This is a genomic window from Porticoccaceae bacterium LTM1 (assembly GCA_030252795.1).
GTDB lineage: Bacteria > Pseudomonadota > Gammaproteobacteria > Pseudomonadales > Porticoccaceae > SCSIO-12696.
Genome location: CP127080.1, coordinates 1112903 through 1139459, shown reverse-complemented (window position 1 = coordinate 1139459; position 26557 = coordinate 1112903). Strand labels below are relative to the sequence as shown.

The window sequence follows — 26557 nt, the reverse complement described above, 5'->3', positions numbered from 1 at the left end:
TAATGAATAAAGCGACCTGAATACCATGACCGATCTCACTCCCACCCTGAAACTAGCCTGCGAACTCATTGAACGCCGCTCAGTAACGCCAGAAGACGCCGGCTGCCAAGAATTGATGGTGGAGCGATTGGAAAAAATCGGTTTCCAGGTGACTCACCTGCGGTTTGACGACGTAGATAACTTCTGGGCGATCACCGAAGGCGATGGCCCCATTCTCTGCTTTGCCGGCCACACCGACGTTGTCCCCAGCGGGCCGGAACAACAGTGGCAAAACCCACCGTACCAACCGGCGATTATCGACGGTATTTTGCACGGCCGCGGTGCAGCGGATATGAAAGGATCGCTGGCGGCGATGATTACCGCCTGTGAAGACTTTATTGCTGAACATCCCAAACATAATGGCCGCATCGCATTCCTGATTACCAGCGATGAAGAAGGCATCGCCATTAACGGCACCGTAAAAGTCGTGGAATGGCTAAAGCAACAAAATATCATCCCCGAGATGTGCCTTGTCGGCGAACCCTCAAGCACCAGCACCGTTGGCGACGTGATTAAAAACGGACGTCGCGGCTCCCTCGGCGGCAAACTAATTGTGAAAGGTATTCAAGGCCACGTCGCATACCCGCATCTGGCCGACAACCCGATCCACAAAGCTGCCCCGGCACTTGCTGAACTGTCAGCCGAGCATTGGGACAACGGCAATGACTTCTTCCCTGCCACCAGCTTTCAGATCAGCAACATCAACGGCGGCACTGGCGCGACCAACGTAATACCCGGCAGCGTGGAAGTGATATTTAATTTCCGTTTTTCCACTGAAGTTACCGCCGAACAATTGCAGCAGCGTACAGAAGAGATCCTGAACCGCCACCAATTGAACTATGATCTGGAATGGAATCTCAGCGGTCAGCCGTTCCTCACAGATTGCGGTCCTTTGGTTGATGCCGCTGTTGCCGGTATTCGTGATGTTGCGGGTATTGAAACCGAACTCTCCACTGCGGGCGGCACCTCCGACGGCCGCTTTATTGCCCCGCTGGGCACCCAGGTTGTTGAGCTCGGTCCGGTAAATGCCACCATCCACCAGGTGGATGAGCAGGTTGATGCGGACAGCCTCAATACCTTGAGCGCTATTTACCGACGGATTCTCGAAAAGCTATTCCTTTAAAAACAGCTCCTCTAACATCTAGGAAAACATCAGTGCCAACCTGGTTTTTGTATCTTGCAACGGTGCTTATCTGGGGATCGACCTTTTTGGTGATCACCTTTCAGCTGGGCACCGTAGACCCGCTTGTTTCCGTGATCTATCGGTTTGCCCTCGCGGTACTGATTCTGTTTATCTGGTGCAAATGGCAACGTAAGTCTCTTAAAACGCCGCTTTTGCACCACCCCTTTATGGCATTGCAAGGCATTTGCTTGTACGGCCTCAATTATTGGCTTGTCTACCGTGCAGAAGTACTCACCACCAGCGGTATCGTGGCAGTAATTTTTACCACCATTATTTTCTTTAATATTTTTAATGCCTGGCTGTTCCTGCGACATTCAGTAAGCAGAATGGTGGTTTGGGGAGCGCTTATTGGTGCCGTTGGTGTCGGGCTGATTTATTGGCCCGAGCTGAAAAAAATTGACCAAAATGCCTCACTGTACGGATTGATGCTCTGTGTAGCCGCACCGCTGGTTGCATCTTTCGGCAATATCGCTGCCACGCGCAATGGCAAGTTCAACATACCCATCATCACCACCAATTTCTGGAGCATGAGCTATGGCACCATCGCAATGGCGGTGCTGGCAGTCTGGATGGGCAAGCCGTTTATTTTTGAATGGACCATGGAATACGTAGGTTCACTGCTCTATCTGGGTCTGTTTGGAACTGTGATTGCATTTGGCTGCTATCTGACCGTGCTGAAGCGAATCGGACCGGAGCGTGCGGCCTACTCTTCACTGCTCTTTCCAGTGGTCGCGTTAAGCCTCTCAACATTATTCGAAGGTTATCAATGGACTATATCGGCAGTAGCGGGTGTCTCGTTAATCTTTTTCGGAAACTGGATAGGCCTGAGACGAAAATAAATCACTTGCGGGTGGCGTATTTTCGTCTCACCCGCCATCCCCCCTAAACCCTGTTAATTGAATCCTCTAATCCATACCAATTCACAACATCTGATCAATTACTTGCAAGCACCCCAATATAGAAACTAGGTTTGTACTAGGCACTAAACACTGAAAGGTGGAGGGGTAAATTGAGCGAAACACTGGCACAGAGCTGGAAGGGTCTAATAAATGATGCCATAGCTTTCCGGCATGAATTACACCGCCATCCCGAACTCACATGGTCTGAATACCAAACAGCCTCAAGGATTCGCCAAAGGCTGAGCCAGCTGGGTATTGAATGGCAAGCCTGCGCAGAAACTGGAACGATTGCCCGTATCGCCAGTCAGGCTAAAGGACGCCACATTGCACTGCGTGGCGATATTGATGCCCTGCCAATTGTTGAGGAGAGTGGTGTTGAATGGACGTCAAAAGAAGCAGGCTGTATGCACGCCTGTGGCCACGATGGCCATACCGCTACACTGTTTGCCGCGGCACAGTGGTTAAAACTGCATGAAGAAAACCTGCCGGGGCCAGTGACGCTGCTGTTTCAGCCCGCCGAAGAAGGTGGCTATGGTGCAAAAAAAATGATTGAAGATGGTGCCCTTGCGGGCATTGATGCCATCTTCGGCTGGCACAACTGGCCAGCAATTTCCTTTGGGCAAGCTGTCTGCCCGGAAGGCGCTGTTATGGCTGGTAATGGCTTAATTGATATTACTGTTCATGGCCTGGGGGGCCACTCCAGCCAGCCGGAATTATGTTGCGATCCCGTTCTGGCGGCTTCAGGGATTATTGTGGCACTACAGCAAATTGTCAGCCGACGTCTCCCCCCGCAAGCTGCCGCCGTGGTCAGTATTACCAGTTTCGACGCCCCCAGTGGCCCCACCATTGTTCCCGACAAGGCAAAGCTCTCTGGCAGCTATCGAATAGCAGATCCGACTCACCTGGATAAATTGATCCAGTTGATTAAGGAGATCAGCCACTCTGTCGCCACGGCACACAATACTCACTGTGATGTTGAAATTTCTCCCCGCTATCCGCCAACGCTCAATCACAGCGCTGAGGCAGAGCTCTATCGAAATGCTCTCCAGAAAGAGTTTGGCAGCGATGCCATTAGCACAACTACCCTGCTGCCAATCATGGCGTCGGAGGATTTCAGTTATTACCTGAATGAGATCCCCGGGGCGTTCGCACTGATCGGCTCAAGCCGGGACCCACAAAATTCGCCACCCTGCCACAGTGCTAAATACGACTTTAATGATGAGTTAATTGCTCATGTAACCCGAATCTACGCTCGGCTTGTGGGAGCACCACTGCCGTAAGCGTGTCAAAAATGGTGAACCCGAAATTTATCCAGAAATAAAAAATTCACCAACATCATTAGTTTTTAAGCTACTGGCTTGAAATTTAATTTCAAAAAAGGAGCAATCGATATGAATATATTTGAACAGTGGGAATCTGATATCCGCGGCTACTGCAGACTCTATCCGACTGTCTTTAAATCAGCCTCCAATGCCAGGCAAACAGATGAGGACGGGAAATCCTACATCGATTTTTTCGCCGGTGCCGGTGTACTCAATTTTGGGCACAACAACCCCCACATGAAAAAAGCCGTTATCGAATTTATCGAAAATGATGGCGTTACTCACAGCCTGGATACCTACACCACTGCCAAGCGCGATTTTGTTGCAAAGTTTGTCAATACAATTCTCAAGCCTCGCAACCTCAATTACAAAATGCAGTTTATGGGACCTACTGGTACCAATGCCGTAGAGGCTGCACTGAAGCTGGCTCGACGAGTCACTGGGCGACGTACAGTCGTGGCTTTCACCCATGGATTTCACGGCATGACGCTTGGAGCACTGGCTTGCACCGCCAACGAAGTATTCCGAAATGCCGCCGGTGTACCGCTTGAAAATGTACAGCGCCAACCTTTTGGCTGTGAAACCCGTTGCATGGGCTGCCATCTGGGATGTGGTCTCGAGTCCATTCAGCAATTGCGCGAACAGTACCATGACAGTTCCAGCGGACTGGAAAAGCCCGCCGCCTTTCTGGTTGAAACCATTCAGGCCGAAGGCGGTGTTCACGTCGCCAGCCGAGAATGGTTGCTCGCTGTTCAGGAGCTTGCCCGCGATTTAGGAGCGCTGTTTATTATCGATGATATCCAGGCCGGCTGTGGACGTACTGGCAGCTACTTCAGCTTCGACGGTATGGAGCTGGATCCGGATATTATCACCCTGGCAAAAGGTATCGGTGGCTTTGGCACGCCACTGGCGATGAACCTGGTCAAACCAGAGCACGACAAACACTGGCGGCCCGGTGAACACACCGGCACATTTCGAGGCCAGGGAATCTCATTTGTAGCAGGGGCTGAGGCGCTCAAATACTTCGATACTGACGACCTTAACCAGAATACGCAGCGCAAAGGTCAACTCATGCACGAGCAACTGCAACACTGCGTGGAAAAACACAGTGAACGTAAGCTTCAGGTGCGCGGCAAAGGCATGATGCAGGCCATTGATTTGGGCTCTGGGCCAATTGCCAAAAAAATACTTCAGGAGAGCTTTAATCAGGGACTGCTGGTAGGCACATGTGGCAGTGGCGGACAGGTTATTAAATTAATTCCACCTCTCACCATTTCCAAAGAAGACCTTAGTGAAGGACTCAATATCCTCGCAAAAGCCATAGATACCGTTCTGGAGGCAGAATGAAACAGCGCGATGATATGACCTTCCCTTTCGAGGAATATGTCCGCCGCCTGAATGCCCTGCGGGAGCGGATGGCCAAACGACTACTCGATGCCGTTATCATCAGCGACCCGGAAAACCTGATGTACCTGACGGACTACCAAACCACAGGCTACTCATTTTTCCAGTGCCTGGTGGTACCTCTGGAGAGTGAGCCGTTCATGATCACCAGATACATGGAGGAGTCCAACATCCACGCCCGTACATGGGTAGAACATACTCGTCCTTACCCCGACACCGGTGATGCCATCCAGATGTTGGTGGAGTCACTGCGGGAGTTTGGCCTGTCCGGAAAAAATATCGGCTACGAACGAAACAGTTACTACTTTGCCGCCTATCACCAGGACAGTATCCACACCACCTTTCTCGACGGCCAACTGTTGGACTGCTTTGGCATTGTGGAAGAAGGACGAGTTTGCAAATCTGCCGTAGAAATTGAAGTGATGAAAAAAGCGGCCAGAGCCACAGAAGCTGGCATGAAAGCCGGCATTGAAGCCTGCCAGGTTGGTGTTACTGAAAACGAGATCGGGGCGGCAATCTCTCAGGCGATGTTTTCGGCTGGGGGCGAACCTCCGGCAGTAATGCCTTATGTCACTTCCGGGCCACGCACCATGATCGGGCACGCCACCTGGGAAGGTCGAACCGTACAATCCGGGGAACACGTATTTCTTGAAGTGGGCGGATGTTTCCGCCGCTATCACACAGCATTGATGCGAACAGTGGTGCTTGGCGAACTCTCAGACAGTATGTACGCCGCTCAGGAGAGAATGAAGCACGCGCTGGCTGAAGCCAAAAAATTGATTCGCCCCGGCGTTACTGTCTCCGATATCGACAATCTGATTCGCAACATCATCACCGACAACGAAGTCGGCGCGCGCCTGATTACCCGCTCGGGTTATTCAATCGGCATTGCCTTTCCCCCAAGCTGGGATGAGGGTTATATCATCAGCCTGAAACAGGGTGAACCGCGAGTGCTGGAGGAAGGCATGACATTTCACATTATTCCCTGGATGTGGGGAGTCGATGGCGACAAAACCGTTGGAATCTCAGACACCATTCGAGTCAGCGAGCGCGGCTGTGAATCATTCTTTTCCATGGACGAAGATTTTTTTGTTAAACCGGAGCGCGTTAGCGACGCACCAACCAAATTGGAGTGCCCCAAAGTCATCAGTAAAAGTTCTTAGCTGGGGGTTAAAAATTATCTGCTGAAACCAACTTTTGCAGGAGGAAAGTCAAATTATGCTAACTGCGATCAATCCAACCACCGGGAGTATTGTTCGAGAAGTTCAACCTGCCTGTGAGAGTGAAGTGGAAGACATTCTGGCCAGCTCGGAATCTGCCTACCAAAACTGGCGGCAAACCACCTTCAAAGAGCGCGCCCAGGTAATAAAATCTGTCGCGCTACGAATGCGCGAGAATATCGAATCACTTGCTCTGCTCATGACCGAAGAGATGGGCAAGCCGATCAAAGAAGCCCGTGCCGAAGTGCAAAAAGCCGCCTGGTGCGCCGAGCACTATGCCGACCATGCCCAGCACTACCTGAAGCCCGAGGTGTTGGAATCAGATGCATCACTGAGTTACGTCCAGTACCTGCCATTGGGTGTCATTCTGGGAATCCTTCCCTGGAATGCGCCCTTCTGGCTGGCGTTTCGATTCTGTGCCCCGACACTGATGGCCGGAAACACCTGTGTGATGAAACACGACCCACATGTACCCGGCTGTGCTGCCGCCATTGCAGATTTGTTTGATCACCCTGACTGCCCCATCGGGATATTCCAAAACCTGCCCATTGAGCGCTCACAGGCTGAAGCGGTAATCAGGGACAAGCGTATTCAGGCCGTCTCTTTTACCGGCTCCGACCGGGGCGGTGCCACCGTCGCATCCACTGCTGCTTCACAAATAAAGCATTCAGTTCTCGAACTGGGTGGCTCAGACCCGGCAATTGTTTTGGCCGATGCTGATCTTGAGAAGGCAGCGGATGTCATTGTTCTGTCCCGAATTATCAATGCCGGCCAAAGTTGTATCGCCGCAAAGCGAATAATTATCGAAGCTCCAGTCTATGAAGAAATGATCGACCTGCTGAAAGAACGTCTGGAAAAACTGGTGGTTGGAGATCCGGAATTGGACGAAACCGATATCGGCCCTATCGCTCGAAAGGATCTGCGCGATAACCTGCATCGCCAGGTCTGCGAATCCATCAGCCAGGGAGCACACTGTTTTCTCGGCGGTGAATTACCCGATGGAGATGGCTATTTCTATCCGGTAACTCTACTGGCCGATGTAACCGAGGAGATGACTGCCAGCCGTGAAGAAACATTCGGGCCAGTCGCTGTGGCGATGAAAGCTGAGAATGTACAGCACGCTATATCGCTGGCTAATAACAGCGAATATGGTCTGGCAGCTGCTATCTGGACCACTCACAAACGCGGAGAAGCCATGGCTCCACTACTGGAAACCGGTCAGGTCGCTATTAATGGAATTGTTAAAACAGACCCCCGCCTACCCAGTGGAGGCATTAAAAGATCCGGGTTTGGCCGAGAACTGGGGCCTCATGGCATTCATGAATTTGTGAATGCCCAACAAGTGTGGATAGGCCCACAAAAAGAAAATTAAAGGTTAAATAAAAGAAAAATTTGAGTGCAAAAAAAGCTGCTCGCAATTGCTTACGAGCAGCTTTTTTTATTTATTGACCGCCAACCATTGAGAGCATGACACCAGCGGCAACCGCCGAGCCAATTACCCCGGCAACGTTGGGGCCCATGGCATGCATCAACAGGAAGTTGTGCGGGTTGGATTCCAGCCCGACCTTATTGGAGACTCGAGCTGCCATCGGAACCGCTGACACACCGGCAGAGCCAATCAGGGGGTTGATCGGGGTTTTGCCAAAGCGGTTCATCAATTTTGCCATCAACACACCACAAGCAGTACCGATACAAAAAGCGATCATCCCCAGCACCAAAATACCCAGCGTTTCCGCGTTGAGGAATTTCTCGGCGCTCATTTTTGAGCCAACACCCAGCCCCAAGAAGATCGTTACGATATTGATCAGGGCATTCTGGGTGGTATCACTCAAGCGGGAAACCACACCACACTCGCGCATCAGGTTGCCGAAACAGAACATACCCAACAGCGGCGCGGCGCTTGGCAGAAACAGTGCAACCAGAATCAACAGAATCAGCGGGAACGCAATCTTTTCCGTTTTGGAAACATGGCGCAGCTGCTCCATTTTGATTTTGCGCTCTTCCGGCGTTGTCAGGGCTTTCATAATTGGCGGCTGAATAATCGGAACCAGCGCCATGTAGGAATACGCTGCTACCGCAATGGCACCGAGCAGATCCGGAGACAACTTACTGGTAACAAAAATCGCCGTTGGGCCATCGGCGCCACCGATAATACCGATGGAAGCCGCATCCTGAATGCTGAAATCGAAAATACCGGCGGCACTCAGCCCGACTGCACCAATTACAGTGGCAAAAATACCGAACTGCGCCGCAGCACCCAAAAACAGCGTGCGCGGATTGGCAAGCATTGGACCAAAATCGGTCATTGCACCCACGCCCATAAAGATAATCAGCGGGAACATACCCGACTCAATCCCTACGTGGTAGATGTAATACATCAAACCACCCGGGCTCTCCATATGGCCCAGGGCATCATAGACCGGTGCGGCTTCAAAACCTGCACCGGGAACGTTTACCAGCAAGGTACCAAAGCCAATTGGCACCAACAGCAGTGGTTCAAAGCCTTTCTTGATCGCCAGATACAGTAATGTCAGGCCCACGGCCATCATCACTGCCTGACCAGCAGTCAGTTGCGACAGGCCCGAATCGGCCCATAAGTTAAGTAATGGTTCCATCGAGCGCCCCTTATCCGATAGTGACCAGAGGTGCGCCCACTGTGACTGCATCCCCCTCTTTTACGTTGATATCGCCGATGGTGCCATCCCGAGGAGCCGACACAGCCGTCTCCATTTTCATGGCTTCCAGGATAATGATGTTGTCGCCTTCCTTAACCTGTTGCCCCGGAGTAACCAGCACTTTGAAGATATTGCCAGCCAGCGGTGACGGTACTGGCTCACCACCGGTAACTGGTGCAGCAGCCTGGGTGGCAGTGGAAGCGCCGCCTGCAACCGGCACAATGCCGCTGACATCACCACCCGCACTCACGGTTACGGTGTAATCGACACCTTCAACCTGAACGGTATAAATCTCTTCACCGGCATCGGTGGTCGGTACATCCTTACCAGTTGGTACCGGTTCAAACGCCGCCGGGTTATTGCGGTTTTCCAGAAACTTGAGACCGATTTGCGGGAACAGTGCGTAGGTCAGCACGTCATCAATTTGATCGTCGCCCTGAGCCAGGTTAATGCCCTTCTCTTTCGCCAGGTCGAGCAGCTCAGCAGTAAGCTTGTCCAGTTCCGGCTCAAGCAGGTCTGCCGGACGACAGGTAACCGGCTCGGCACCATCCAGAACGCGAGCCTGCAGCTCGGCATTCACTGGCGCAGGAGTAGCGCCATACTCACCTTTCAAAACACCGCAGGTCTCTTTGGACAGCGACTTGTAACGCTCGCCGGTCAGTACATTGAGTACCGCCTGGGTACCTACGATTTGAGAGGTAGGTGTTACCAGTGGCAGGTAGCCGAGGTCTTTACGCACTTGCGGTATTTCGGCCAGCACGTCATCAAGCTTGTCTTCGGCACCCTGGTCGCGCAGCTGGTTTTCCATATTGGTCAACATGCCGCCCGGCACCTGGGCAACCAGAATGCGGGAGTCAACACCCCTCAATGAGCCTTCAAACTTGGCGTATTTCTTACGCACATCGCGGAAGTACGCGGCGATCTCTTCCAGCAGCTGCAGATTCAAACCGGTGTCGCGGTAAGTACCTTCCAGCATCGCCACCAGTGATTCGGTGGGGCTGTGGCCGTAGGTCATCGACATGGAAGAGATGGCGCTATCGACGTTGTCGATGCCAGCTTCAATACACTTCAGTGCAGTTGCCGTAGACAGGCCAGTGGTAGCGTGAGCATGCAGGTGTATGCGCAGATCGGTCTCTGCCTTTAGGCGGGAAACCAGTTCATAGCCTTCATAAGGCTTGAGCAGACCGGCCATGTCTTTAATGGCAATGGAATCGGCGCCCATGTCTTCAAGCTGCTTACCCATGCTCACCCAGGTTTCAATATCGTGAACCGGGCTTAATGTGTATGAAAGTGTACCTTGAGCGTGCTTGCCAACCTTTTTCACAGCCTTGAGGGCAGTTTCCAGGTTGCGCATATCGTTCATGGCATCAAATACGCGAAACACGTCTACACCGTTGGTGGCACAGCGCTCAACAAATTTTTCAACCACGTCGTCGGCATAGTGGCGGTAACCGAGGATATTCTGGCCGCGGAACAGCATCTGTTGCGGCGTGTTTGGCATCGCTTTTTTCAGTTCGCGAATGCGATCCCAAGGATCTTCTCCAAGGTAGCGAATACAGGAGTCAAAGGTAGCGCCACCCCAGGTTTCCAGTGACCAGAAGCCAACTTTATCCAGCTTCTCTGCAATCGGCAGCATGTCATCCAGACGGAGTCGCGTTGCAAACAGTGACTGGTGAGCGTCGCGCAATACGACATCGGTAATACCCAACTTGTTGTGGGTTTGGGTAGATGAATCGGACATCTGTAAATTCCCCTATCAGACCAATGCAGTGTCTTTTAGACCATGTGCATTGAAATCAAATTTACACGTTAACCACCGGCAGCTAGCCAGGTGAAAATATGAGAGAACGAAAGGGCGCTTTTAAAAATAGTGATTTTTTTTGCGAGAGCAAGGCGGCAGCGCACGGAGACCCGGAGTGTATAAGACATACATGAGGAGTCGAGTACGTTGCCAACGCGGCTATCGCTGAAAAAGTGCATTTTTAGAGGCGCCCTAAAGTTATTTGCGACCGCGATGCTTATCGACCGCAGCTTGAATAATCTTCAGTGTTTTGGAATCGACAGACTGTTGACCACTGCCTTGCGATACCGGCTTTGACTCTGGAATTTCGATCACTTCCGGGAAGAAGCGCCCAATAAACTTGGTCATACCTCCGGTCGCGATCACCAGGATCGCCAAAAACACAAATACGGTTCCCATGCCATAGAGCATCAGGTCGACGCCTTGTTGAAACAACTGATCGGCCATTCGGGAAATCTCCTCGGTGTTATTAGGTTTCACCCACTCAGGAATCAAGCCCCTGAAGTGGATCTGACGAATAGTACAAACAACCTCGAGTTTCGCGCAACCCTCTGATTTTTCGTGAAATTTTTTTACAAGACTATGTTTAAAAGGCAAAAAGCCCTACAATACACGTCATTTCCCGCCGGTAAAAACAGACAAAATTTCCATGAGCATCAAACAGTTACTGTCCGATCGTATCCAGGCCGCCATGACTGCCTGTGAGATTCCTGCCGAGTGCAGCCCCCATGTTACCTACAGCACCAAACCAGAGTTTGGTGACTTTCAGGCCAACGGCGTATTGGGCGCCGCAAAACGCCTGAAAACCAACCCTCGCGAATTGGCGCAAAAGGTTGTCGATACCCTTGATCTGAACGGCATCGCCGACAAAGTCGAACTGGCTGGCCCCGGGTTTATCAATATACATCTGGCACAACCTTTTCTGGCTGAGCAATTAAATAGCTCACAGGCAGATAAACGCCTCGGCGCAACACCCGCCGATCCTGCACAGACTGTGGTCGTGGATTACTCCGCGCCAAACCTGGCCAAAGAGATGCATGTTGGCCACCTGCGCAGCACCATTATTGGTGACTCAGTTGTGCGAGTACTGGAGTTCCTCGGCAATAAGGTAGTTCGCCAGAACCACATGGGTGACTGGGGCACTCAGTTCGGCATGCTGATCGCCGAATTGGAGGAACATCTGGGTGAAGGTGAGCAGGCTGAACTCGCTCTGAAAGACCTGGAGACTTTTTATCAGCAAGCCAAGAAACATTTTGACAATGACGCCGATTTTGCCGACAAATCGCGTCAATATGTAGTCAAGTTACAAGGCGGTGACAGCCACTGCCTGAAATTGTGGCAACAATTTATCGATATTTCGGTTCAGCACAGTGAAGAAATCTACCGCGCCCTGAATGTGACCCTGGGTCACGATGACATCAAGCCGGAAAGCGCCTTCAACGACGCCCTGCCCGGCGTTATCAAGACTCTCGAAGAGAAAAGCCTGGCGGTTGACGACCAGGGCGCCAAGGTTGTGTTCCTGGAAGAGCTGGCCGACAAGAACGGCAATCCAAGCCCGATGATCGTCCAGAAGTCTGGCGGTGGTTACCTCTACGCCACTACTGACCTCGCCGCAATGGATTACCGCTGTCACCAGCTGAACGCCGACCGCATCCTGATCTTTACTGATGCGCGCCAGTCACTGCACATGAAGCAGGTAATAACAGCATCTCGCAAAGCCGGCTTTGCCAGCGACAACCTCAGCTTTGAACACTGCCCGTTCGGCACCATGATGGGCAACGACGGCAAACCATTTAAGACCCGTACCGGTGGCACCGTTAAACTGGCCGAACTGCTGACCGAAGCGGTTGAACGCGCCACCAAACTGGTGACCGAGAAAAATCCGGATATGCCAGAAGCCCAGCGTACAGAAGTAGCTCGCAAAGTGGGTATCGGCGCGGTGAAATACGCCGATCTCAGCAAAACCCGCACTAACGACTACATCTTCAGCTGGGACAGCATGCTGAGCTTTGAGGGCAACACCGCCCCCTACCTGCAATACGCTTACGCACGTATTCACAGCATCTTCCGCCGCGCAGAAATCGATGCAGAACAGCTGAATGGCGACATCACCATCGCCGAGCCGCAGGAAAAAGCCCTGGCCATGAAACTGCTGCAACTGGGTGAAGTACTCGACCAGGTAGCCGCCGACGCCTACCCGCACATTCTGTGCAGTTACCTCTACGAACTGGCCAGCCAGTTTATGAGCTTCTACGAACACTGCCCGGTACTCAAAGACGACGTAGACACCGCCACCCGCGCCAGCCGCCTGCTGCTGTGCAAGCGCACCGCCGACACACTGGCCTGTGGTCTGGAGTTATTGGGTATCGAGGTGATGGAGCAGATGTAATTTGCTGGTTGCTTGCGAGGCTTTTTTGTATTGGAGCTTCGTAGTAACGGAAGCAAGGCCTTTTACCCTTCAAAACACGCTGTGAATACATCCCTGTAAGCTCGGAGCCGGCATCCATGCCGGCTACGGTTTTGAAGGGTAAAAGGCCTTGCTTCCTTGAATGTTGCCGGGTTCGATATCTACCTATCTGGACTATTCACAAACAGCAGGACAAACGCGCTCCAGGCCGCATAAACAAAAGCCCCCTCAAACGAATTCCAACCAATCGCGGTCTGCCACATCTGAAAAAGCGCTCCACCGATAACAATAAAACCCCCAAACCAGACCACCATTGCCATGCCCGAGCCTAAGATTGCAAAAGTCTTCGCAGAATTGAATTCATCTGCACTGCCATTTCGCGCTTTCCACAGGTCACAAGCACCTTTAAACGAGAGCGCACCAACCAAAAACTCTCCAGTGATAATAGTTATGAAAGCAATTGTCACTAAAGCCGGGTTAGTGATCGATGGAAAGATATGATTTGGGTAGACCTCGTGCCCTTCCATTCCCAGCACATAGCCAACAGCGCCAAGTCCGGATTCCCAATTAGTAATGTTGCCAGCGACGTAAAGCCAGCCCTGCAGACCGACAAAGATTACCAAGATGATTTTTAATATTCGAATGGCCATTTGGGTATCTCCTTTAGTTGAATATAACTATAGGAGATGTCTGGTAGTGTTGTATAAAGTCTGCACTCAGAGATCGAATATAAATCTGCCCACTTTAATTTTTGATTATTTCCGATAACTTGTGTCGTTTTTCTGGTCCACACACGACTACTGTGCCATCCTCCGTCGGAGGCCATCGATAACTAACGACTATTTCAATATCGTCTAATGCACTTTCTTTGACTGCAATATAAGACCAGCTACACTGATCCAAGTCGATTTCAACTGCACCAGAGTCGTGCTTCAAGATACTCGAATCTACATACATGAAAAATTCATTATCTTGAAATAGAACAAACGAGAAAGATTCTACCTTTGCATTTTCAAATTTATCCGGATAGACAATTACTATATCAACTGCTTCCGAGTCTCTTCTAATTATCTTTGCAAATACCTCCTCTTTAGCTTCGGAAACTTGATTACATGCAAAACTATTGAAGGTTAGTAATATTAAAAGAAAGGTAATATGTTTCATGGACTATTTAGCCTATAGCATTTATATATCGCGAACGCTTGCTTTGCCTAATGAGGTTATTTTTCATTAGCCGATAACTTGTCGCTGGGAAAGGATGATCAGAAGTGACAAAAAATCCACTCCTGTGCACGTGAGTTTTCCTATAAACAAAGATAGCGAGGTCTCGATATTTTTGGAAGCCCCTACTCAAAACCATCTGCCTGAACCATTCACCCTCAACCCAACTCAGCCGTTACCTTCCGGGCAGTCTTTTCCCCGATTTGTGTTTATTATGAGGGGAAAAGACTGCCCGGCAGGTAGCGGCGGCTACGAAGCACCACAACAACACAAACAAAACCCACCATAGCGCCCAACAATCACCTTCTTTACAATGCCCCCATGGATATCAACGAACTCCCAGAACGACAGGTCTTCACTGTCAGCCAGCTCAACCGTCGCACCCGACAGTTGCTTGAAACACACTTGCCACTGATCTGGGTGGAGGGCGAGTTGTCCAACCTCGCCTGCCCCAGCTCCGGCCATTGGTACTTCACCCTCAAAGACGACAACGCCCAGGTTCGCGGGGCAATGTTCCGCAACCGCAATGGCCTGGTACGCTTTCGGCCGCAAAATGGCATGCAGGTTATGGTGCGCTGTCGGGTTAGCCTTTATGAAGGCCGCGGTGAATTCCAGCTGATTGTCGAGCATATGGAAGAAGCCGGACTGGGCGCACTGCAACGGCGCTTTGAAGAGCTTAAAAGCAAGCTCATGGCGGAAGGCTTGTTTGCCGCTGAGCACAAAAAGCCAGTGCCTACCATGCCCAAGCGCATTGGTGTGATCACCTCCCCTACCGGCGCGGCGATTCAGGATATCCTCAATATTCTGCGGCGACGGTTCCCCTCCATCCCGGTATCCATTTACCCAACAGCGGTACAGGGTCGCGAGGCCATAGAGCAAATTGCCACCGCTATCGAAATTGCCAATCGCGACAACCGCTGTGATGTACTGATCGTCGGACGCGGCGGTGGCTCAATGGAAGACCTGTGGGCGTTTAACGAAGAGCGTGTTGCGCGAGCGATTTACCACAGCAACATTCCCATCGTCAGCGCCGTTGGCCACGAGGTCGACTTTACCATTGCCGATCTGGTTGCCGACCTGCGCGCCCCTACTCCTTCGGCGGCAGCTGAGTTATTGAGCCCGGATGGCACGGAGCTTATGGCGACATTTGCTGGCTACCAGCAATTACTGGCGGATACCGTGAAACGCCAGATTCAGGCTTTGCGCCAGAAGCTGGAACACCTGCAGCGCCGCCAACGCCACCCCGGTGAACGGCTCCGCGAACAGCAACAGCACCTGGATCATCTGGAAATTCGCCTGCTGGCTGCCCAGGCCAAAAAGATTCAGCACTGCCAGAGCAATTTAAAAGAGTTAACCGCGCGGCTGTCACGGTTTCACCCGGAAGTAAAAATTGCCGAGTACAAACAGCGCACCAGTTACCTGAGCGAAAGACTGCACAACGCAATTAGGCTGCAACTTAAAAGTCGCCAGACAGCGCTGGCCGGTGTTGCGCAGATGCTGAATACCGTGAGTCCGTTGAAAACACTGGAGCGCGGTTACAGCATTACCCTGACTGAACAGGGACAGGTGATTGATTCAGTTAAAGAGGTGGCAATCGGGCAAACCGTAACCGCTCGATTGAGCGACGGTACACTTACATGCACCGTCGATGCCATCAGCGATTGAAAAACTATCTACGTTGTCACTGCGGCGTTAAAAACAGGCTCAAAATGCTCATTTATCAAATATAAACTCCGCTTTTTCGCCTGTTTTTGCCTTGCATTGACTTCCTCGAAAACGTTTTTCTAGAACCAATTAAAATTTGTAGTCGAGGCTGATCGACGTCAGCGTGTCGGTCTTTTCGGTATCAACCGGCACATCGCTGTTGTTACGTACCAGGTAGCTCACTTTCAATCCCAGTGACGCGTTAATTTTTACGCGAGCTGCAATTTCATTCTCGGTGAAGGTGTTGTCGCTACCCACTTCTGTACGGAAGGTGTCGCTGAGTGTGGTGGTTTCAGTGAGCTGGTAAACCCACTCGGCACTGCCAACAAAGACTGGTTCGCCCTGCGTCTCACCTGGCATATCTTCTGTAGATTGCTCTTCACTGCGACGATAACCCAAACCGCTTTCCAGTTTCAGTTTGTGGTCTGGCTCTCTCAGTACATTCCAACCCATACCGAAGCTGACGGATGATTGTTTGCGGAAACCACCAAACTTGTCTTCAACGTGACGCAGGTTACTAAAAGCGTATGTAAGATCGGAGAACTTACGATTGGCTTGAAGCTCCATCAGGTAGCTTTCCTTGGTGCGAACATCATCCTCGGAGCTATTGATTGCCTCCAGACGCAGTTCATTGCTCCACTTCAAGTATTCTTTATTGATCTTGATGCGAGACAGCAGGTTTTCAGAATCGGTGTTACCGGTAGATCGGGTAAAACCCAACTCAGCTTCGCCAGACCAACTATCGGAGCTATCTTCTGCGAAACAAGCCGCTGCCGGAACGATTGCCAATACGGCTACGAGAAACTTTTTCTTCATTGCTCTTCCTCTTTTGTTGAGACTTTGTACTAGAAAAGATAACCCAGAGAAACGGCAGTCAATGTTTCAGTATCCGCCTCGCCCTCTGGCACCTCTGTATTGCTGATCACTCGATAGGAAACTTTTAGCCCTACGTTTTCAGAAACCTGCAGATGCATCCCCGCTTCCGACTCTATGGTGGTATTACCCATACCGGATTCAAAACGAAAGTTTTCTACCAGTTTGGCTGTGTCATTCAGTTGATAGACCCAGTTGAGTTTTCCCCGCACAACTTTTTCGGTGCTGATCAACCCGGATACGTTCTCTTCAGTCTGGCGAACACCCAGACCTGTTTCCAAGGACAGTTCGCTGCGCTCACCTTTGATTGTGCGCCAACCCATACCTGTAGAGAAAGTCGACTGGTGACGGAATGCTCCATATTTATTGCGCGTAGTGTGCAGGTTGGCAAATCCGTAACGGATCTCTGAAAAATCATAATCCAGCTGCAGATCATTTATATAAGTCTGGCGAGTCTGCTTCTCTCCATTTGACCCCAGTGCAGCTTCCAATCCCCACTCAAGCCGCCACTTTTGAGGATTGATGACCAGCTTGATTTTGCCAAACAGATTTTCTGCATGGCTATTGCCGGTAGAATTATTGAAGCCGAGAGAACCGATACCATGCCAGATTTTGGCAGGAGGTTCCGCTTTGGATGCAGCTTCAGAGCCTGCCACATCAAGATTTTTATTTTCTGTCTCAGCCAGGTTTGTGGCCCAGACAGGCAACGATAAAAACGCTGAAAAGAGTATTAGTGGTTTCATTGTCTCACCCCCCCACGAGGTCGGGATCACCGGTCTCCGGTCGGTAATCCCGGCAAACTGTTACTTTTTCTTTTTGCGAGCGTCCCTGGTTTTCTGCAAACGACGTTTTTTTGCGGCTTCCCGATCCGACGATGCCGTATTGGCATAAGGGTTTTCACCACCCTTGAACTCAATCCGAATTGGCGTGCCGTGAAGATCCAGTGCCTGCCTGAAGGTTTTTTCCAGGTAGCGCACATAGTTATTGGGAACCTGACTGGTCTGGTTTCCGTGAATAACTACGATGGGCGGGTTTGATCCGCCAGAGTGAGCATAACGCAATTTGATTCGGCGACCATTTACCATTGGCGGCTGATGCTGGGCTACTGCATCTTCCAGCAATCGTGTCAGGTACGAGGTGCTCAGTTTATCTGTGGCCGATTTATAGGCTTGCTCAATGGATTTATACAGGTTGCCTACGCCACTGCCATGCAGGGCGGAAATAAAGTGAATGTCGGCAAAATCCGCGAAGCGCAGGCGGCGCTCCAGCTCATTTTTGACGTGGTCCTTTTGCTCGGGCTCAAGACCATCCCACTTGTTTACTGCAACCACCAGTGCACGGCCTGCGTCGATTACATGACCCATCATGTGCAGGTCCTGATCTACGAGCCCCTCACTGGCATCAACCAGCAACACTGCCACATTGGAATCTTCAATGGCCTGCAGGGTTTTGACAATGGAGAATTTTTCCACGGCCAGCTTAACGTTTTTGCGGCGGCGAATACCGGCGGTGTCGATAAGGGTATAACGTTTACCATGACGCTCGTAGTCGATGTAAACACTGTCACGAGTAGTGCCGGGCATATCAAATACCACAACACGATCTTCACCAAGCAATCTGTTTACCAGCGTCGATTTACCCACATTGGGGCGCCCAACTACGGCAATCTTGATACCGCGTTGATCTTCTCCTTCAGTTTCAGGAATTGGCTCTTCGAACGGTTCGAGTACCTCTTCCATCATCGAGCGGACACCACGGCCGTGCGTAGCTGTGGTCGGAAAAACGGTTTCAAAGCCGAGTTCATAGAACTCCGCCATCGCCATATCCGGGTTTACACCGTCGATTTTGTTGGCCACCAGTAACGCCTTGCGGCCCTTACTGCGAAGGTGCTGGGCAATAATCCGGTCCGCCGGGGTCAGGCCAGCGCGGCTGTCCACCACAAACAACACCACATCGGCTTCATCCATGGCCTGCAGTGACTGACCTGCCATTACCGAGTCGATGCCCTCTTCGTCACCACTGATACCACCGGTATCGATAACCATAAAACGTTTGCCATGCATCTCCCCCTCGCCATATTTGCGATCGCGGGTCAGTCCGGCAAAGTCAGCCACCAAGGCATCCCGGGATCTGGTGAGTCGGTTAAAGAGCGTCGATTTACCGACATTGGGGCGCCCGACAAGGGCGATTACAGGCAGTTTCACTACCGAGTTACCTCAGTTTAGGTTTGCGGTGCCAGTGGCAACCGTCTCTTTAGATGAGCAATGTACCGACGAAAAAAATGGCCACCGGTTTAAGGGCAGCCATTTTAGCAGACTTTAAGGATTATTTACTTCGGTGTGATGCGATACGCACTTAAATCGCCACCGTCGTCCTGAACAAAGATCAAGGTGCCATCGGTCGTCATCGGCGCACGAACGCCACTACCATCCACCTTGGTGCGTCCAACCATCTGGCCATCCTCTGCTGACAGCACATGCATGTAGCCTTCACGATCAGCAACAACCACAATGTCGGCAAAGGCTACTGGCGCGGTCAAACCGCGACGCTGCATTTGATCATTGGTCCACAAGTCCAGACCACCATTGCTGCGCAAGCAGCGCAGCTGGTCGTTGTCGTCAACCACAAACAATCTGTTATTGGCCACCGCCGGGCCATGGAAACTGGAAAGGGTTTTGTTCCACAACACTCTACCGCTGGTTCTACTCAGCGCAGCCACAGAGCCCTGGTAGCCAGATACGTAGAATACCTCTCCAACTCGCAGGATCTGGCCATCAATATCGCTGAGCTTTTCCAGGTCAGAAGCTCCACGAGGGCTAGCCAGTGGTACCTCCCAGTTAAAAGCACCGCGTTCAAGCTCATAACTGATCAACTTGCCATCGGCGGTAGCTACAACTACGGCATCATCACTAACCTGGGGCACACTGTTTCCATATAAACTCAAGCGTGGAACCTGTGTAGAGCGATCCCAAATCTTTTCACCGGTTTGTGCATTCAGCGCCACGATGGAACCATCATGCACCTGGGCAACAACTATTCTGCTGTTGCCGGCAGCTGGAGAGAGAACCTCACTACTCAGGCTTGCCTGCCAAAGCTGGACACCGTCTTCCCGATTCAGGGCAAACAATTGGCCTTTGCGGTTGCCAACCAAAACTTTATCCCCGGCAATACCGACACCGCCCGAGATGGAGACATCCAATTCAACTTCCCATAAACGTTCGCCAGTTGTTGACTGGAAAGCAGATACATCGCCATCGGAGCTCGCTGCATAAACCACACCGTCAGCTACAACAGGCCGCAAACCTGAGAAGTAGTCATCGGCACTGCCGCCAATCCCTTTGGACCAAACCCGGTCAACTTTAACCAGTGATTCAAAATCTGCCAGTGGCGCCGGGCCACTCTCATCGTCATCACCACCAAACCAGCTACAACCGGACAGCAATACCAATGCCATCGCTGCGGTAATACGTTTTGTCGCAAGCCATTGCTTCATTGTTATTCCTCTCATGGCAGCATCCTATTTGTCAGAAATTATTATTCTGCCGCTTCCGAGGCGACTTCAGAACCCGCAGATTCTACTCTGTTCAATTTCAGCTGGAGTAACTGGTTGGATTGCTCACCTGCTGCAACCGCCAGCTCCATCGCCAGCTTATAAGCGGTATAGGCAGCGCTGTTATCACCTTGCTGCAGGTAAATATCGCCACGTACCTCTGCATAATCCGCCGCCAATGCACCAGACACATTACTATCAAGGAGCGCCAGCGCTTCTTGATGCTTGCCACGGGCAGCCTGCACTCGAGCCAGACGAAGATTAGCTATCGCTTTCAAGCCTTCATCGGCACCTGAATCCAATACGGACTCCAGTTCAGTGGCAGCAGTATCCAGGTCAGATTGCTCAACAGCCAATTTGGCCAACATCAGGGAAGCGTAATACGCATACTGAGTACCGGCATGTTCATCTTTGAGAGTTACTGCGTGACGGGTAATATCCGCTTTTTGCTGTTCGGTACGCTCAGAAGGCGAAGCTGCACTCTCAGCGTCCAGCATTTGCAGGTAAACAAGAGATGCCTGCTGCGCTTGCTCTTCTTTGTAATCCTGATAACTGTTCCAGCCCCAGGTTGCACCCAGACCCAGCACTACAGCCATAACAACGCCTTTGCCGTTGTCTTTCCACCAGCGCTTTAACGCCTCCAGTTGCTCTTCTTCACTCAGATGTGCGCTCACGCTCACTCCTTACCAATCAAAATCAATAAATTGCGATTCAGGATCTGTCGTCCAAAATTCGCAAGGGTTTAGTCAAAATAGTTATTCAACAACTGGCTAACATCCGCCATGGCTACCGTTTGCTGCTCTCGCTCTTCTCGCAAGAACTTAACAGTTACCGAGCCCGCAGCCAGTTCGTCTTCTGCCAGGATCAAGGCAATATCAGCAGCACTTTTATCGGCTTTTTTCAGCTGACTTTTAAAGCTGCCTCCACCACAGTGACTCAACAAGCGAAGATTCGGGCACTCGTCCCGCAATTTTTCAGCCAGAGTCAGTGCCGCACTCTGTACATCGCCCAGTGCCGCCAGATAGACATCAATTTGTCGGGCGATACTATCGGGGACGACGTTCAATGCGTCAAGCATCAGAACCAGACGCTCAATGCCCATGGCAAAACCAACTGCAGGAGTGGGCTTGCCACCGAGTTGTTCTACCAGGCCATCATAGCGACCACCGGCACACACTGTTCCTTGTGCACCGAGTGAATCAGTGACCCACTCAAAAACTGTTTTGCTGTAGTAATCCAATCCACGAACCAGCTTAGGATTGACCTCATAAGAGACACCGGCGGCATCCAGCAGTTCACACAAACGTTGAAAGTGAACTTTGGATTCCTCATCCATGTAATCCTGAAGGCTGGGTGCATCCACTAACAGCGCCTGTACTTCCGGGTTTTTGCTATCCAGAACCCTCAACGGGTTAGTTACCAGACGGCGCTTACAATCCTCGTCCAACTGATCTTTGCGCGCCTCAAGAAAGGCCACCAGTTCGGCGCGGTATTTTGCTCGTGACTCAGGGGTGCCCAGAGAGTTGATCTGCAGGGTAACGGCATCAGCTATGCCCAGCTCTCGCCACAATCTGGCTGTCATTACCAGCAGCTCTGCATCAATATCCGGTCCATCCAGACCAAACACTTCAACACCTACCTGGTGGAATTGACGCAAACGCCCTTTCTGGGGACGTTCGTAACGGAACATCGGCCCGGTATACCAAAGCCTCTGAATCTGGTTGTGGAGCAAGCCATGCTGTTCGCAGGCGCGCACACAGCTGGCGGTCCCCTCTGGTCGCATGGTGACACTTTCACCATTGCGATCGTCAAAGGTGTACATTTCCTTTTCGACAATATCTGTCACTTCGCCAATAGAGCGCTTGAACAGATCGGTTTGCTCAAGAATGGGGGTACGAATTTCACTGTAGCCGTACTTTTTCAGCAGCTTGGCCACAGTGCCTTCAAGATATTGCCATACAGGAGAGCCTGCTGGGGTAAGGTCATTCATACCCCTGATTGACTGGATTTTTTTCAAGTTCTTTTCCGTTCTTGGTGCTTTCGGTTATTTGTTTGAAGTACTCGATATAAAAACAATAACTGCCGAGTTTTCAGCCCGGCAGTTTCACAGCTTTTAAATCTCAGTCTTCGGATCGAGCAATGATTTGGCTTTCTGCCTCAGCCTTGGCTTCTGCCTTGGCGCGAATCAGTCTTTCCAATTCATCCACCAGGTTATCCTGGCCAATTTTGTGATCCGGTTCACCGTCAATATAAACCAGATTGCTTGGCGACGCACCGGTCAGGCCGATATCCGCCTCTTTGGCTTCACCCGGACCGTTTACGATACAGCCGATTACCGCTACATCCATCGGTACAGTGATATCTTCCAATCGCGTTTCCAGCTCGTTCATGGTTTTCACCACATCAAAATTCTGACGTGAGCAGCTGGGGCAGGCAATGAAGTTAATACCCTTGGAGCGAATGCGCAGGCTTTTGAGCATATCCCAGGCAACCCGCACCTCTTCCACCGGATCTGCGGCGAGGGAGACTCGCATGGTGTCACCGATACCTTCCATTAGCAGCTGGCCGAGGCCGATTGCCGACTTCACGGTACCGGAGCGGAAACCACCAGCTTCGGTAATGCCCAGGTGCAGCGGCTGTTCGATTTGTTCGGACAATTTGCGATAGGCACCAACCGCCATAAAAATATCGGAGGCCTTTACGCTGACTTTAAAATCGTGAAAGTTGAGGCGGTCGAGAATTTCCACATGGCGCAGTGCAGACTCCACCAGCGCATCCGGGGTCGGTTCACCGTATTTTTTCTGGAGGTCTTTTTCCAGGGACCCTGCATTTACCCCGATGCGAATTGGGATATTGAGATCGCGGGCTTTGTCCACCACTGCCTGGATACGTTTTTCACGGCCAATATTACCGGGATTGATTCGCAAACAGTCAACACCAAGATCGGCTACGCGCAGAGCAATTCGATAGTCAAAATGAATATCGGCCACCAACGGCAGGCTCACCCGCTTGCGAATCGCACCAAAAGCTTCGGCTGCATCCATACTGGGTACTGAAACCCTGACAATATCGGCACCAGCATCCTGCAAACGCTGAATCTGGGCTACAGTCGCGTCGACATCGGTGGTTTCGGTGTTGGTCATACTCTGGACGGAGATCGGTGCCCCGCCGCCCACAGGAACGTTACCCACCATGATCTGGCGAGTTTTGCGTCGAACAATCGGTGACTCAAACTGCATGAAAAACTACCATTTGGCCTGTATTTACCCGGCCAGACACCTATTTAGAGAGTCAATGGCCGATAACCACCCGGGCCACCCGGGCCTGAGAGGCAGATTCTACCTCAACTGGGCGTCCGGCGTAGTGTATTTTCACTGCACTGGCGTCACTGAGCTTGACCTGAAACGGAGCTACACCTTCCAGATTTCGAAGTTCTCCAGTTTCAGCCATATCCGCCAGCAGGATATCCTGTTGGGCATCAATCACCTCAACCCAGGTATTCCCGGTAAACGAAAGCGAGAGTTTTTGCAGTGGTTTCTGGGATTCCAGGGTTTTGGCCCCGTCTTCATGAACAACACTGGCCTCTGTATTACCAGACAGTTCGCGAAGCCCCCAAAAAGCTACCACTACCAGCAACAGGATCAAACAGATCCAGAAAAGTGGCTTCACCCAATTAGGCCGTTTTGACAGAGGCACACCGATCGACTGCACCGGCTCGGAGAGGGCTGGCTCCACCTTGCCAAACATTTCTTCACGATAATGCTGGTAACTATCCAAAACCGGCTCACAGGGAATCCCCAAAAGTGCACTGTAGCGACGCAAGTAGCCACGCACATAGGCATCGGCAGGTAACTGCTCAAGATTATCACTTTCCAGTGCACGCAAGGCACGCGCACCTAGGCCAAGCTGCTCACACACTTCCTCCTCGGAAATGCCCTGATCTCTCCTGGCTTTGCGCAACAGAATTCCAGGCGTGGTAGAGGAAGCCCTCTCGCCTTCGATTTGCTCTTTATTTACTTCTACAGCGGTCTCACGCGATTGTTTATTGTTATCTTGCATGACGATGCCTTTGATGCCTTATGTCTAGCTGTACTACACAATTTAAAAATGGATTAACGCGTTTTCAGCCACTCCTGGTAAGCCTGGTTTTCATCAGACTCAGGGAACATGTTTTTCAACGCCAATCCGTAGCTGGCTTCTGCATCCTTGTTGTTAAATTCTCTCTCCAACCTTATACCCAACCACAGACTGCGTGGTGATGGGCCTTTGGAAAATTGACTGAAGTACTTCAGGTTGGTATTTGCGGTTTTAAAGTTACCCGCCTGGTACTCCAACTCGGCCAATTCCATGTAAACCTGTGGCAATTTAGGGTTAATACGCAATGCTCTTTCCAGAGCCTGGCGAGCCGCATCAGAATTCCCCATTTCGGCTTCCACCTGGCCAAGGCTGGCGAATGCCAAAGCTCGATGGGGATACCCCACGTCTTCGGTGACCTGGATAAAATGCTTGCGCGCCTCCACAAAACGATCACGGGTGTTCAGGTAAACCGCATAATAGAAACGTGCCCGGGTATCGGAAGGGTCGGCCGACATAGCCCTTTTGAAATTGTCTTCGGCAAGCTCGTGCTCGCCCTCTTGCTCGTAAACCAGCGCATAGCCGGTTAATGCGCCGGAAGATCGTGAGTCGATCGCCAGTGCTTTATCCAGATGGTGGCGAGCCATTTCTCGATTGCCACGACTGACATAGCGCAACCCAAGATTGATATGGGTTGTCAGCATCTTATCTTCGTCAACCGGCTTAGGGTAATTACTACTTTCGGTTACCATACAGCCGCACAGCAGCAGTACAGTCATCACCAGGACGGCTTTTGGCACAGCAGTGTATCCCCTTTTCACAGCAGCTCCTTAGCAGGTGGTTGAAATTCTATCTGCGTTGCTCCTGCGGCGTTTAAAATGGACTCAAATCGGTCATTTATTACAATAAACGCCCTCTTTTCATCCATTTTTGCCTTGCAGTAGCTGCCTCGAATACAAATTTCAACAGCCTGCCAGCAGCAACACTATTGATTTAATATTTTTACCGGTTGTTCGGCCTCTAAAAGTGCTTTTTGTTCCGCTTGTTTTCGATATCGTTCACTTCGCTTGGTACGATCATTCACTGTACCGGCCAATTGACCGCATGCAGCGTCGATATCATCACCACGGGTAGTACGCACTGTTACAGTGTAACCCGCACGATACAAAATATCGCGGAACCTGTTCAAAGCATTGTTACTTACCTTGCGATAATCCGATTGTGAAAACGGATTAAACGGAATCAGGTTAATTTTGCAAGGAACATCCCGCATCAACTCAGCTAACTGGTGAGCATGCTCGGGTCGGTCATTAACATGATCAATCAGAGTGTACTCAACTGTCACCTTGCGGTGGGTGTCGGGCATTTTATCCAGATAGCGCTTTGTAGAGTCGAGCAACATGGCAATCGGGTATTTCTTGTTGATCGGTACCAGTTCATTGCGCAACTCATCATTGGGCGCATGCAGGGAGATTGCCAGCGACACATCGGTTACGTCACCGAGACGATCGAGTGCCGGCACTACGCCGGAAGTGCTCAGGGTAACCCTGCGCTTGGACAAGCCGTAGGCATTGTCATTAAGCATCAGGTTCATGGCGTCTACCACGTTGTCGAAGTTCAACAACGGTTCGCCCATCCCCATCATCACCACGTTAGTGACCGTACGCTCCGCTTTTGGCTCTAACTGACCAAACGATTTGGCTGCAATCCACACCTGGCCAATGATTTCGGCCGCAGTCAGATCGCGGTTGAAGCCCTGCTTGCCAGTTGCGCAGAAGCTGCAGTCGAGCGAGCAACCCACCTGGGAAGAAACACAGAGCGTGCCGCGATCACCATCAGGAATAAACACGGTTTCCACGCAGCTGCCACCAGTAACTTTAATCAGCCACTTGCGGGTTCCATCAGCAGAATCCAGCTGACTCACCACCTCTGGAGGGCGAATTTCAGCGGTTTCCTGCAATTTGATTCGCAACGACTTGGACAGATTGGTCATCTGCTCGAAATCGTCGGCACCAAGCTGGTGAATCCACTTCAGCACCTGGGTGGCGCGGAACGGTTTTTCGTCGATAGAGGCAAAAAAAGCCGCCAGCTTTTCAGCAGAAAGCCCCAGAAGGTTTACCTTCTGGGGCTCGCGGACATCGTATTGCTCTACGGCGTTATTAGCCGTCAGATCAGTCATACCATT

Annotated in this window: 23 protein-coding genes; 8 read left to right on the top strand and 15 right to left on the bottom strand. The window is 51.3% G+C overall.

The genetic code is table 11. The annotated features are described in order from the left end of the window. Positions 1 to 25 precede the first annotated feature (25 nt). The 6 genes from dapE to QP938_04975 all read left to right on the top strand — a co-directional run bounded on the left by dapE (position 26) and on the right by QP938_04975 (position 7439). The gene (dapE, locus tag QP938_05000) at positions 26 to 1162 is read left to right on the top strand and encodes a succinyl-diaminopimelate desuccinylase (GenBank protein WIO75270.1); all 1137 of its coding nucleotides are present in this window, start codon (positions 26 to 28) and stop codon (positions 1160 to 1162) included. A 32-nt stretch (positions 1163 to 1194) separates the two neighbouring features. Beyond that, positions 1195 to 2061: a DMT family transporter gene (locus tag QP938_04995; GenBank protein ID WIO75269.1), complete on the top strand. Its 867-nt coding sequence runs from the start codon at positions 1195 to 1197 to the stop codon at positions 2059 to 2061. Positions 2062 to 2231: 170 nt separating this feature from the next. Beyond that, positions 2232 to 3401 carry a N(2)-acetyl-L-2,4-diaminobutanoate deacetylase DoeB2 gene (gene doeB2 / locus QP938_04990; protein ID WIO75268.1) on the top strand — a complete coding sequence of 390 codons (1170 nt, stop codon included), beginning with the start codon at positions 2232 to 2234 and terminating at the stop codon, positions 3399 to 3401. A 111-nt stretch (positions 3402 to 3512) separates the two neighbouring features. Beyond that, positions 3513 to 4790, top strand: a complete 1278-nt coding sequence (locus tag QP938_04985) for an aspartate aminotransferase family protein (GenBank protein WIO75267.1) — start codon at positions 3513 to 3515, stop codon at positions 4788 to 4790. Further along, a complete protein-coding gene (gene doeA, locus QP938_04980; GenBank protein ID WIO75266.1) occupies positions 4787 to 6010 on the top strand; it encodes an ectoine hydrolase in 1224 nt (407 codons plus the stop codon). The genes QP938_04985 and doeA overlap by 4 nt, the downstream gene beginning before the upstream one ends. Before the next feature lie 55 nt (positions 6011 to 6065). Beyond that, positions 6066 to 7439: an NAD-dependent succinate-semialdehyde dehydrogenase gene (locus tag QP938_04975; GenBank protein ID WIO75265.1), complete on the top strand. Its 1374-nt coding sequence runs from the start codon at positions 6066 to 6068 to the stop codon at positions 7437 to 7439. A gap of 70 nt (positions 7440 to 7509) precedes the next feature. Here the strand turns inward: QP938_04975 and QP938_04970 are convergent, their stop codons facing one another. The 3 genes from QP938_04970 to QP938_04960 all read right to left on the bottom strand — a co-directional run bounded on the left by QP938_04970 (position 7510) and on the right by QP938_04960 (position 10990). Next, a complete protein-coding gene (locus tag QP938_04970; GenBank protein WIO75264.1) occupies positions 7510 to 8682 on the bottom strand; it encodes a sodium ion-translocating decarboxylase subunit beta in 1173 nt (390 codons plus the stop codon). Between the two features lie 10 nt (positions 8683 to 8692). Continuing rightward, the gene (gene oadA, locus QP938_04965; protein WIO75263.1) at positions 8693 to 10483 is read right to left on the bottom strand and encodes a sodium-extruding oxaloacetate decarboxylase subunit alpha; all 1791 of its coding nucleotides are present in this window, start codon (positions 10481 to 10483) and stop codon (positions 8693 to 8695) included. 258 nt (positions 10484 to 10741) lie between these two features. Beyond that, on the bottom strand, positions 10742 to 10990 hold the full coding sequence (locus QP938_04960; GenBank protein ID WIO75262.1) for an OadG family transporter subunit: 249 nt from the start codon (positions 10988 to 10990) through the stop codon (positions 10742 to 10744). A 202-nt stretch (positions 10991 to 11192) separates the two neighbouring features. Here QP938_04960 and argS point away from each other — a divergent pair, with 202 nt between their 5' ends. Beyond that, positions 11193 to 12932 (top strand): arginine--tRNA ligase, encoded by a 1740-nt coding sequence (gene argS, locus QP938_04955; protein WIO75261.1) that lies wholly within the window; start codon positions 11193 to 11195, stop codon positions 12930 to 12932. Between the two features lie 179 nt (positions 12933 to 13111). Here the strand turns inward: argS and QP938_04950 are convergent, their stop codons facing one another. Continuing rightward, positions 13112 to 13600 (bottom strand): DUF2165 domain-containing protein, encoded by a 489-nt coding sequence (locus tag QP938_04950; GenBank protein WIO75260.1) that lies wholly within the window; start codon positions 13598 to 13600, stop codon positions 13112 to 13114. A 94-nt stretch (positions 13601 to 13694) separates the two neighbouring features. Beyond that, positions 13695 to 14114: a hypothetical protein gene (locus QP938_04945; protein ID WIO75259.1), complete on the bottom strand. Its 420-nt coding sequence runs from the start codon at positions 14112 to 14114 to the stop codon at positions 13695 to 13697. 378 nt (positions 14115 to 14492) lie between these two features. On the opposite strand from QP938_04945, the gene xseA reads away from it, so the two are divergent. Continuing rightward, positions 14493 to 15836 carry an exodeoxyribonuclease VII large subunit gene (gene xseA, locus QP938_04940; protein ID WIO75258.1) on the top strand — a complete coding sequence of 448 codons (1344 nt, stop codon included), beginning with the start codon at positions 14493 to 14495 and terminating at the stop codon, positions 15834 to 15836. Positions 15837 to 15965: 129 nt separating this feature from the next. On the opposite strand, the gene QP938_04935 is transcribed toward xseA, so the two are convergent. From QP938_04935 to rlmN, 10 genes are all read right to left on the bottom strand, one after another. Continuing rightward, positions 15966 to 16691 carry a DUF481 domain-containing protein gene (locus QP938_04935; GenBank protein WIO75257.1) on the bottom strand — a complete coding sequence of 242 codons (726 nt, stop codon included), beginning with the start codon at positions 16689 to 16691 and terminating at the stop codon, positions 15966 to 15968. A 29-nt stretch (positions 16692 to 16720) separates the two neighbouring features. Next, a complete protein-coding gene (locus QP938_04930; protein ID WIO75256.1) occupies positions 16721 to 17491 on the bottom strand; it encodes a DUF481 domain-containing protein in 771 nt (256 codons plus the stop codon). A 60-nt stretch (positions 17492 to 17551) separates the two neighbouring features. Next, positions 17552 to 18952, bottom strand: a complete 1401-nt coding sequence (gene der, locus QP938_04925) for a ribosome biogenesis GTPase Der (GenBank protein WIO75255.1) — start codon at positions 18950 to 18952, stop codon at positions 17552 to 17554. A 125-nt stretch (positions 18953 to 19077) separates the two neighbouring features. After that, positions 19078 to 20241 (bottom strand): outer membrane protein assembly factor BamB, encoded by a 1164-nt coding sequence (gene bamB, locus QP938_04920; protein ID WIO75254.1) that lies wholly within the window; start codon positions 20239 to 20241, stop codon positions 19078 to 19080. Between the two features lie 41 nt (positions 20242 to 20282). Beyond that, positions 20283 to 20972 carry a tetratricopeptide repeat protein gene (locus QP938_04915; protein ID WIO75253.1) on the bottom strand — a complete coding sequence of 230 codons (690 nt, stop codon included), beginning with the start codon at positions 20970 to 20972 and terminating at the stop codon, positions 20283 to 20285. A 68-nt stretch (positions 20973 to 21040) separates the two neighbouring features. After that, positions 21041 to 22315 (bottom strand): histidine--tRNA ligase, encoded by a 1275-nt coding sequence (gene hisS, locus QP938_04910; GenBank protein ID WIO75252.1) that lies wholly within the window; start codon positions 22313 to 22315, stop codon positions 21041 to 21043. A 103-nt stretch (positions 22316 to 22418) separates the two neighbouring features. Then, complete coding sequence (gene ispG, locus QP938_04905; GenBank protein ID WIO75251.1) at positions 22419 to 23537, bottom strand: flavodoxin-dependent (E)-4-hydroxy-3-methylbut-2-enyl-diphosphate synthase; 1119 nt, start codon at positions 23535 to 23537, stop codon at positions 22419 to 22421. Between the two features lie 52 nt (positions 23538 to 23589). After that, complete coding sequence (locus QP938_04900; GenBank protein WIO75250.1) at positions 23590 to 24357, bottom strand: DUF4115 domain-containing protein; 768 nt, start codon at positions 24355 to 24357, stop codon at positions 23590 to 23592. A 53-nt stretch (positions 24358 to 24410) separates the two neighbouring features. After that, entirely contained in the window at positions 24411 to 25193 is a 783-nt protein-coding gene (gene pilW, locus QP938_04895) for a type IV pilus biogenesis/stability protein PilW (protein ID WIO75249.1), read from the bottom strand. Positions 25194 to 25357: 164 nt separating this feature from the next. After that, positions 25358 to 26551 (bottom strand): 23S rRNA (adenine(2503)-C(2))-methyltransferase RlmN, encoded by a 1194-nt coding sequence (rlmN, locus tag QP938_04890; GenBank protein WIO75248.1) that lies wholly within the window; start codon positions 26549 to 26551, stop codon positions 25358 to 25360. Between the last annotated feature and the right edge of the window lie 6 nt (positions 26552 to 26557).

Coding starts and splice junctions, on each gene's coding strand:
- QP938_04930 (WIO75256.1), bottom strand. CDS start 17,491: ATGAAACCACTAATACTCTTTTCAGCGTTTTTATCGTTGCCTGTCTGG.
- bamB (WIO75254.1), bottom strand. CDS start 20,241: ATGAAGCAATGGCTTGCGACAAAACGTATTACCGCAGCGATGGCATTG.
- QP938_04935 (WIO75257.1), bottom strand. CDS start 16,691: ATGAAGAAAAAGTTTCTCGTAGCCGTATTGGCAATCGTTCCGGCAGCG.
- QP938_04960 (WIO75262.1), bottom strand. CDS start 10,990: ATGGCCGATCAGTTGTTTCAACAAGGCGTCGACCTGATGCTCTATGGC.
- xseA (WIO75258.1), top strand. CDS start 14,493: ATGGATATCAACGAACTCCCAGAACGACAGGTCTTCACTGTCAGCCAG.
- oadA (WIO75263.1), bottom strand. CDS start 10,483: ATGTCCGATTCATCTACCCAAACCCACAACAAGTTGGGTATTACCGAT.
- QP938_04985 (WIO75267.1), top strand. CDS start 3,513: ATGAATATATTTGAACAGTGGGAATCTGATATCCGCGGCTACTGCAGA.
- QP938_04975 (WIO75265.1), top strand. CDS start 6,066: ATGCTAACTGCGATCAATCCAACCACCGGGAGTATTGTTCGAGAAGTT.
- argS (WIO75261.1), top strand. CDS start 11,193: ATGAGCATCAAACAGTTACTGTCCGATCGTATCCAGGCCGCCATGACT.
- QP938_04900 (WIO75250.1), bottom strand. CDS start 24,357: ATGCAAGATAACAATAAACAATCGCGTGAGACCGCTGTAGAAGTAAAT.
- doeA (WIO75266.1), top strand. CDS start 4,787: ATGAAACAGCGCGATGATATGACCTTCCCTTTCGAGGAATATGTCCGC.
- ispG (WIO75251.1), bottom strand. CDS start 23,537: ATGCAGTTTGAGTCACCGATTGTTCGACGCAAAACTCGCCAGATCATG.
- QP938_04945 (WIO75259.1), bottom strand. CDS start 14,114: ATGAAACATATTACCTTTCTTTTAATATTACTAACCTTCAATAGTTTT.
- QP938_04950 (WIO75260.1), bottom strand. CDS start 13,600: ATGGCCATTCGAATATTAAAAATCATCTTGGTAATCTTTGTCGGTCTG.
- rlmN (WIO75248.1), bottom strand. CDS start 26,551: ATGACTGATCTGACGGCTAATAACGCCGTAGAGCAATACGATGTCCGC.
- QP938_04970 (WIO75264.1), bottom strand. CDS start 8,682: ATGGAACCATTACTTAACTTATGGGCCGATTCGGGCCTGTCGCAACTG.
- dapE (WIO75270.1), top strand. CDS start 26: ATGACCGATCTCACTCCCACCCTGAAACTAGCCTGCGAACTCATTGAA.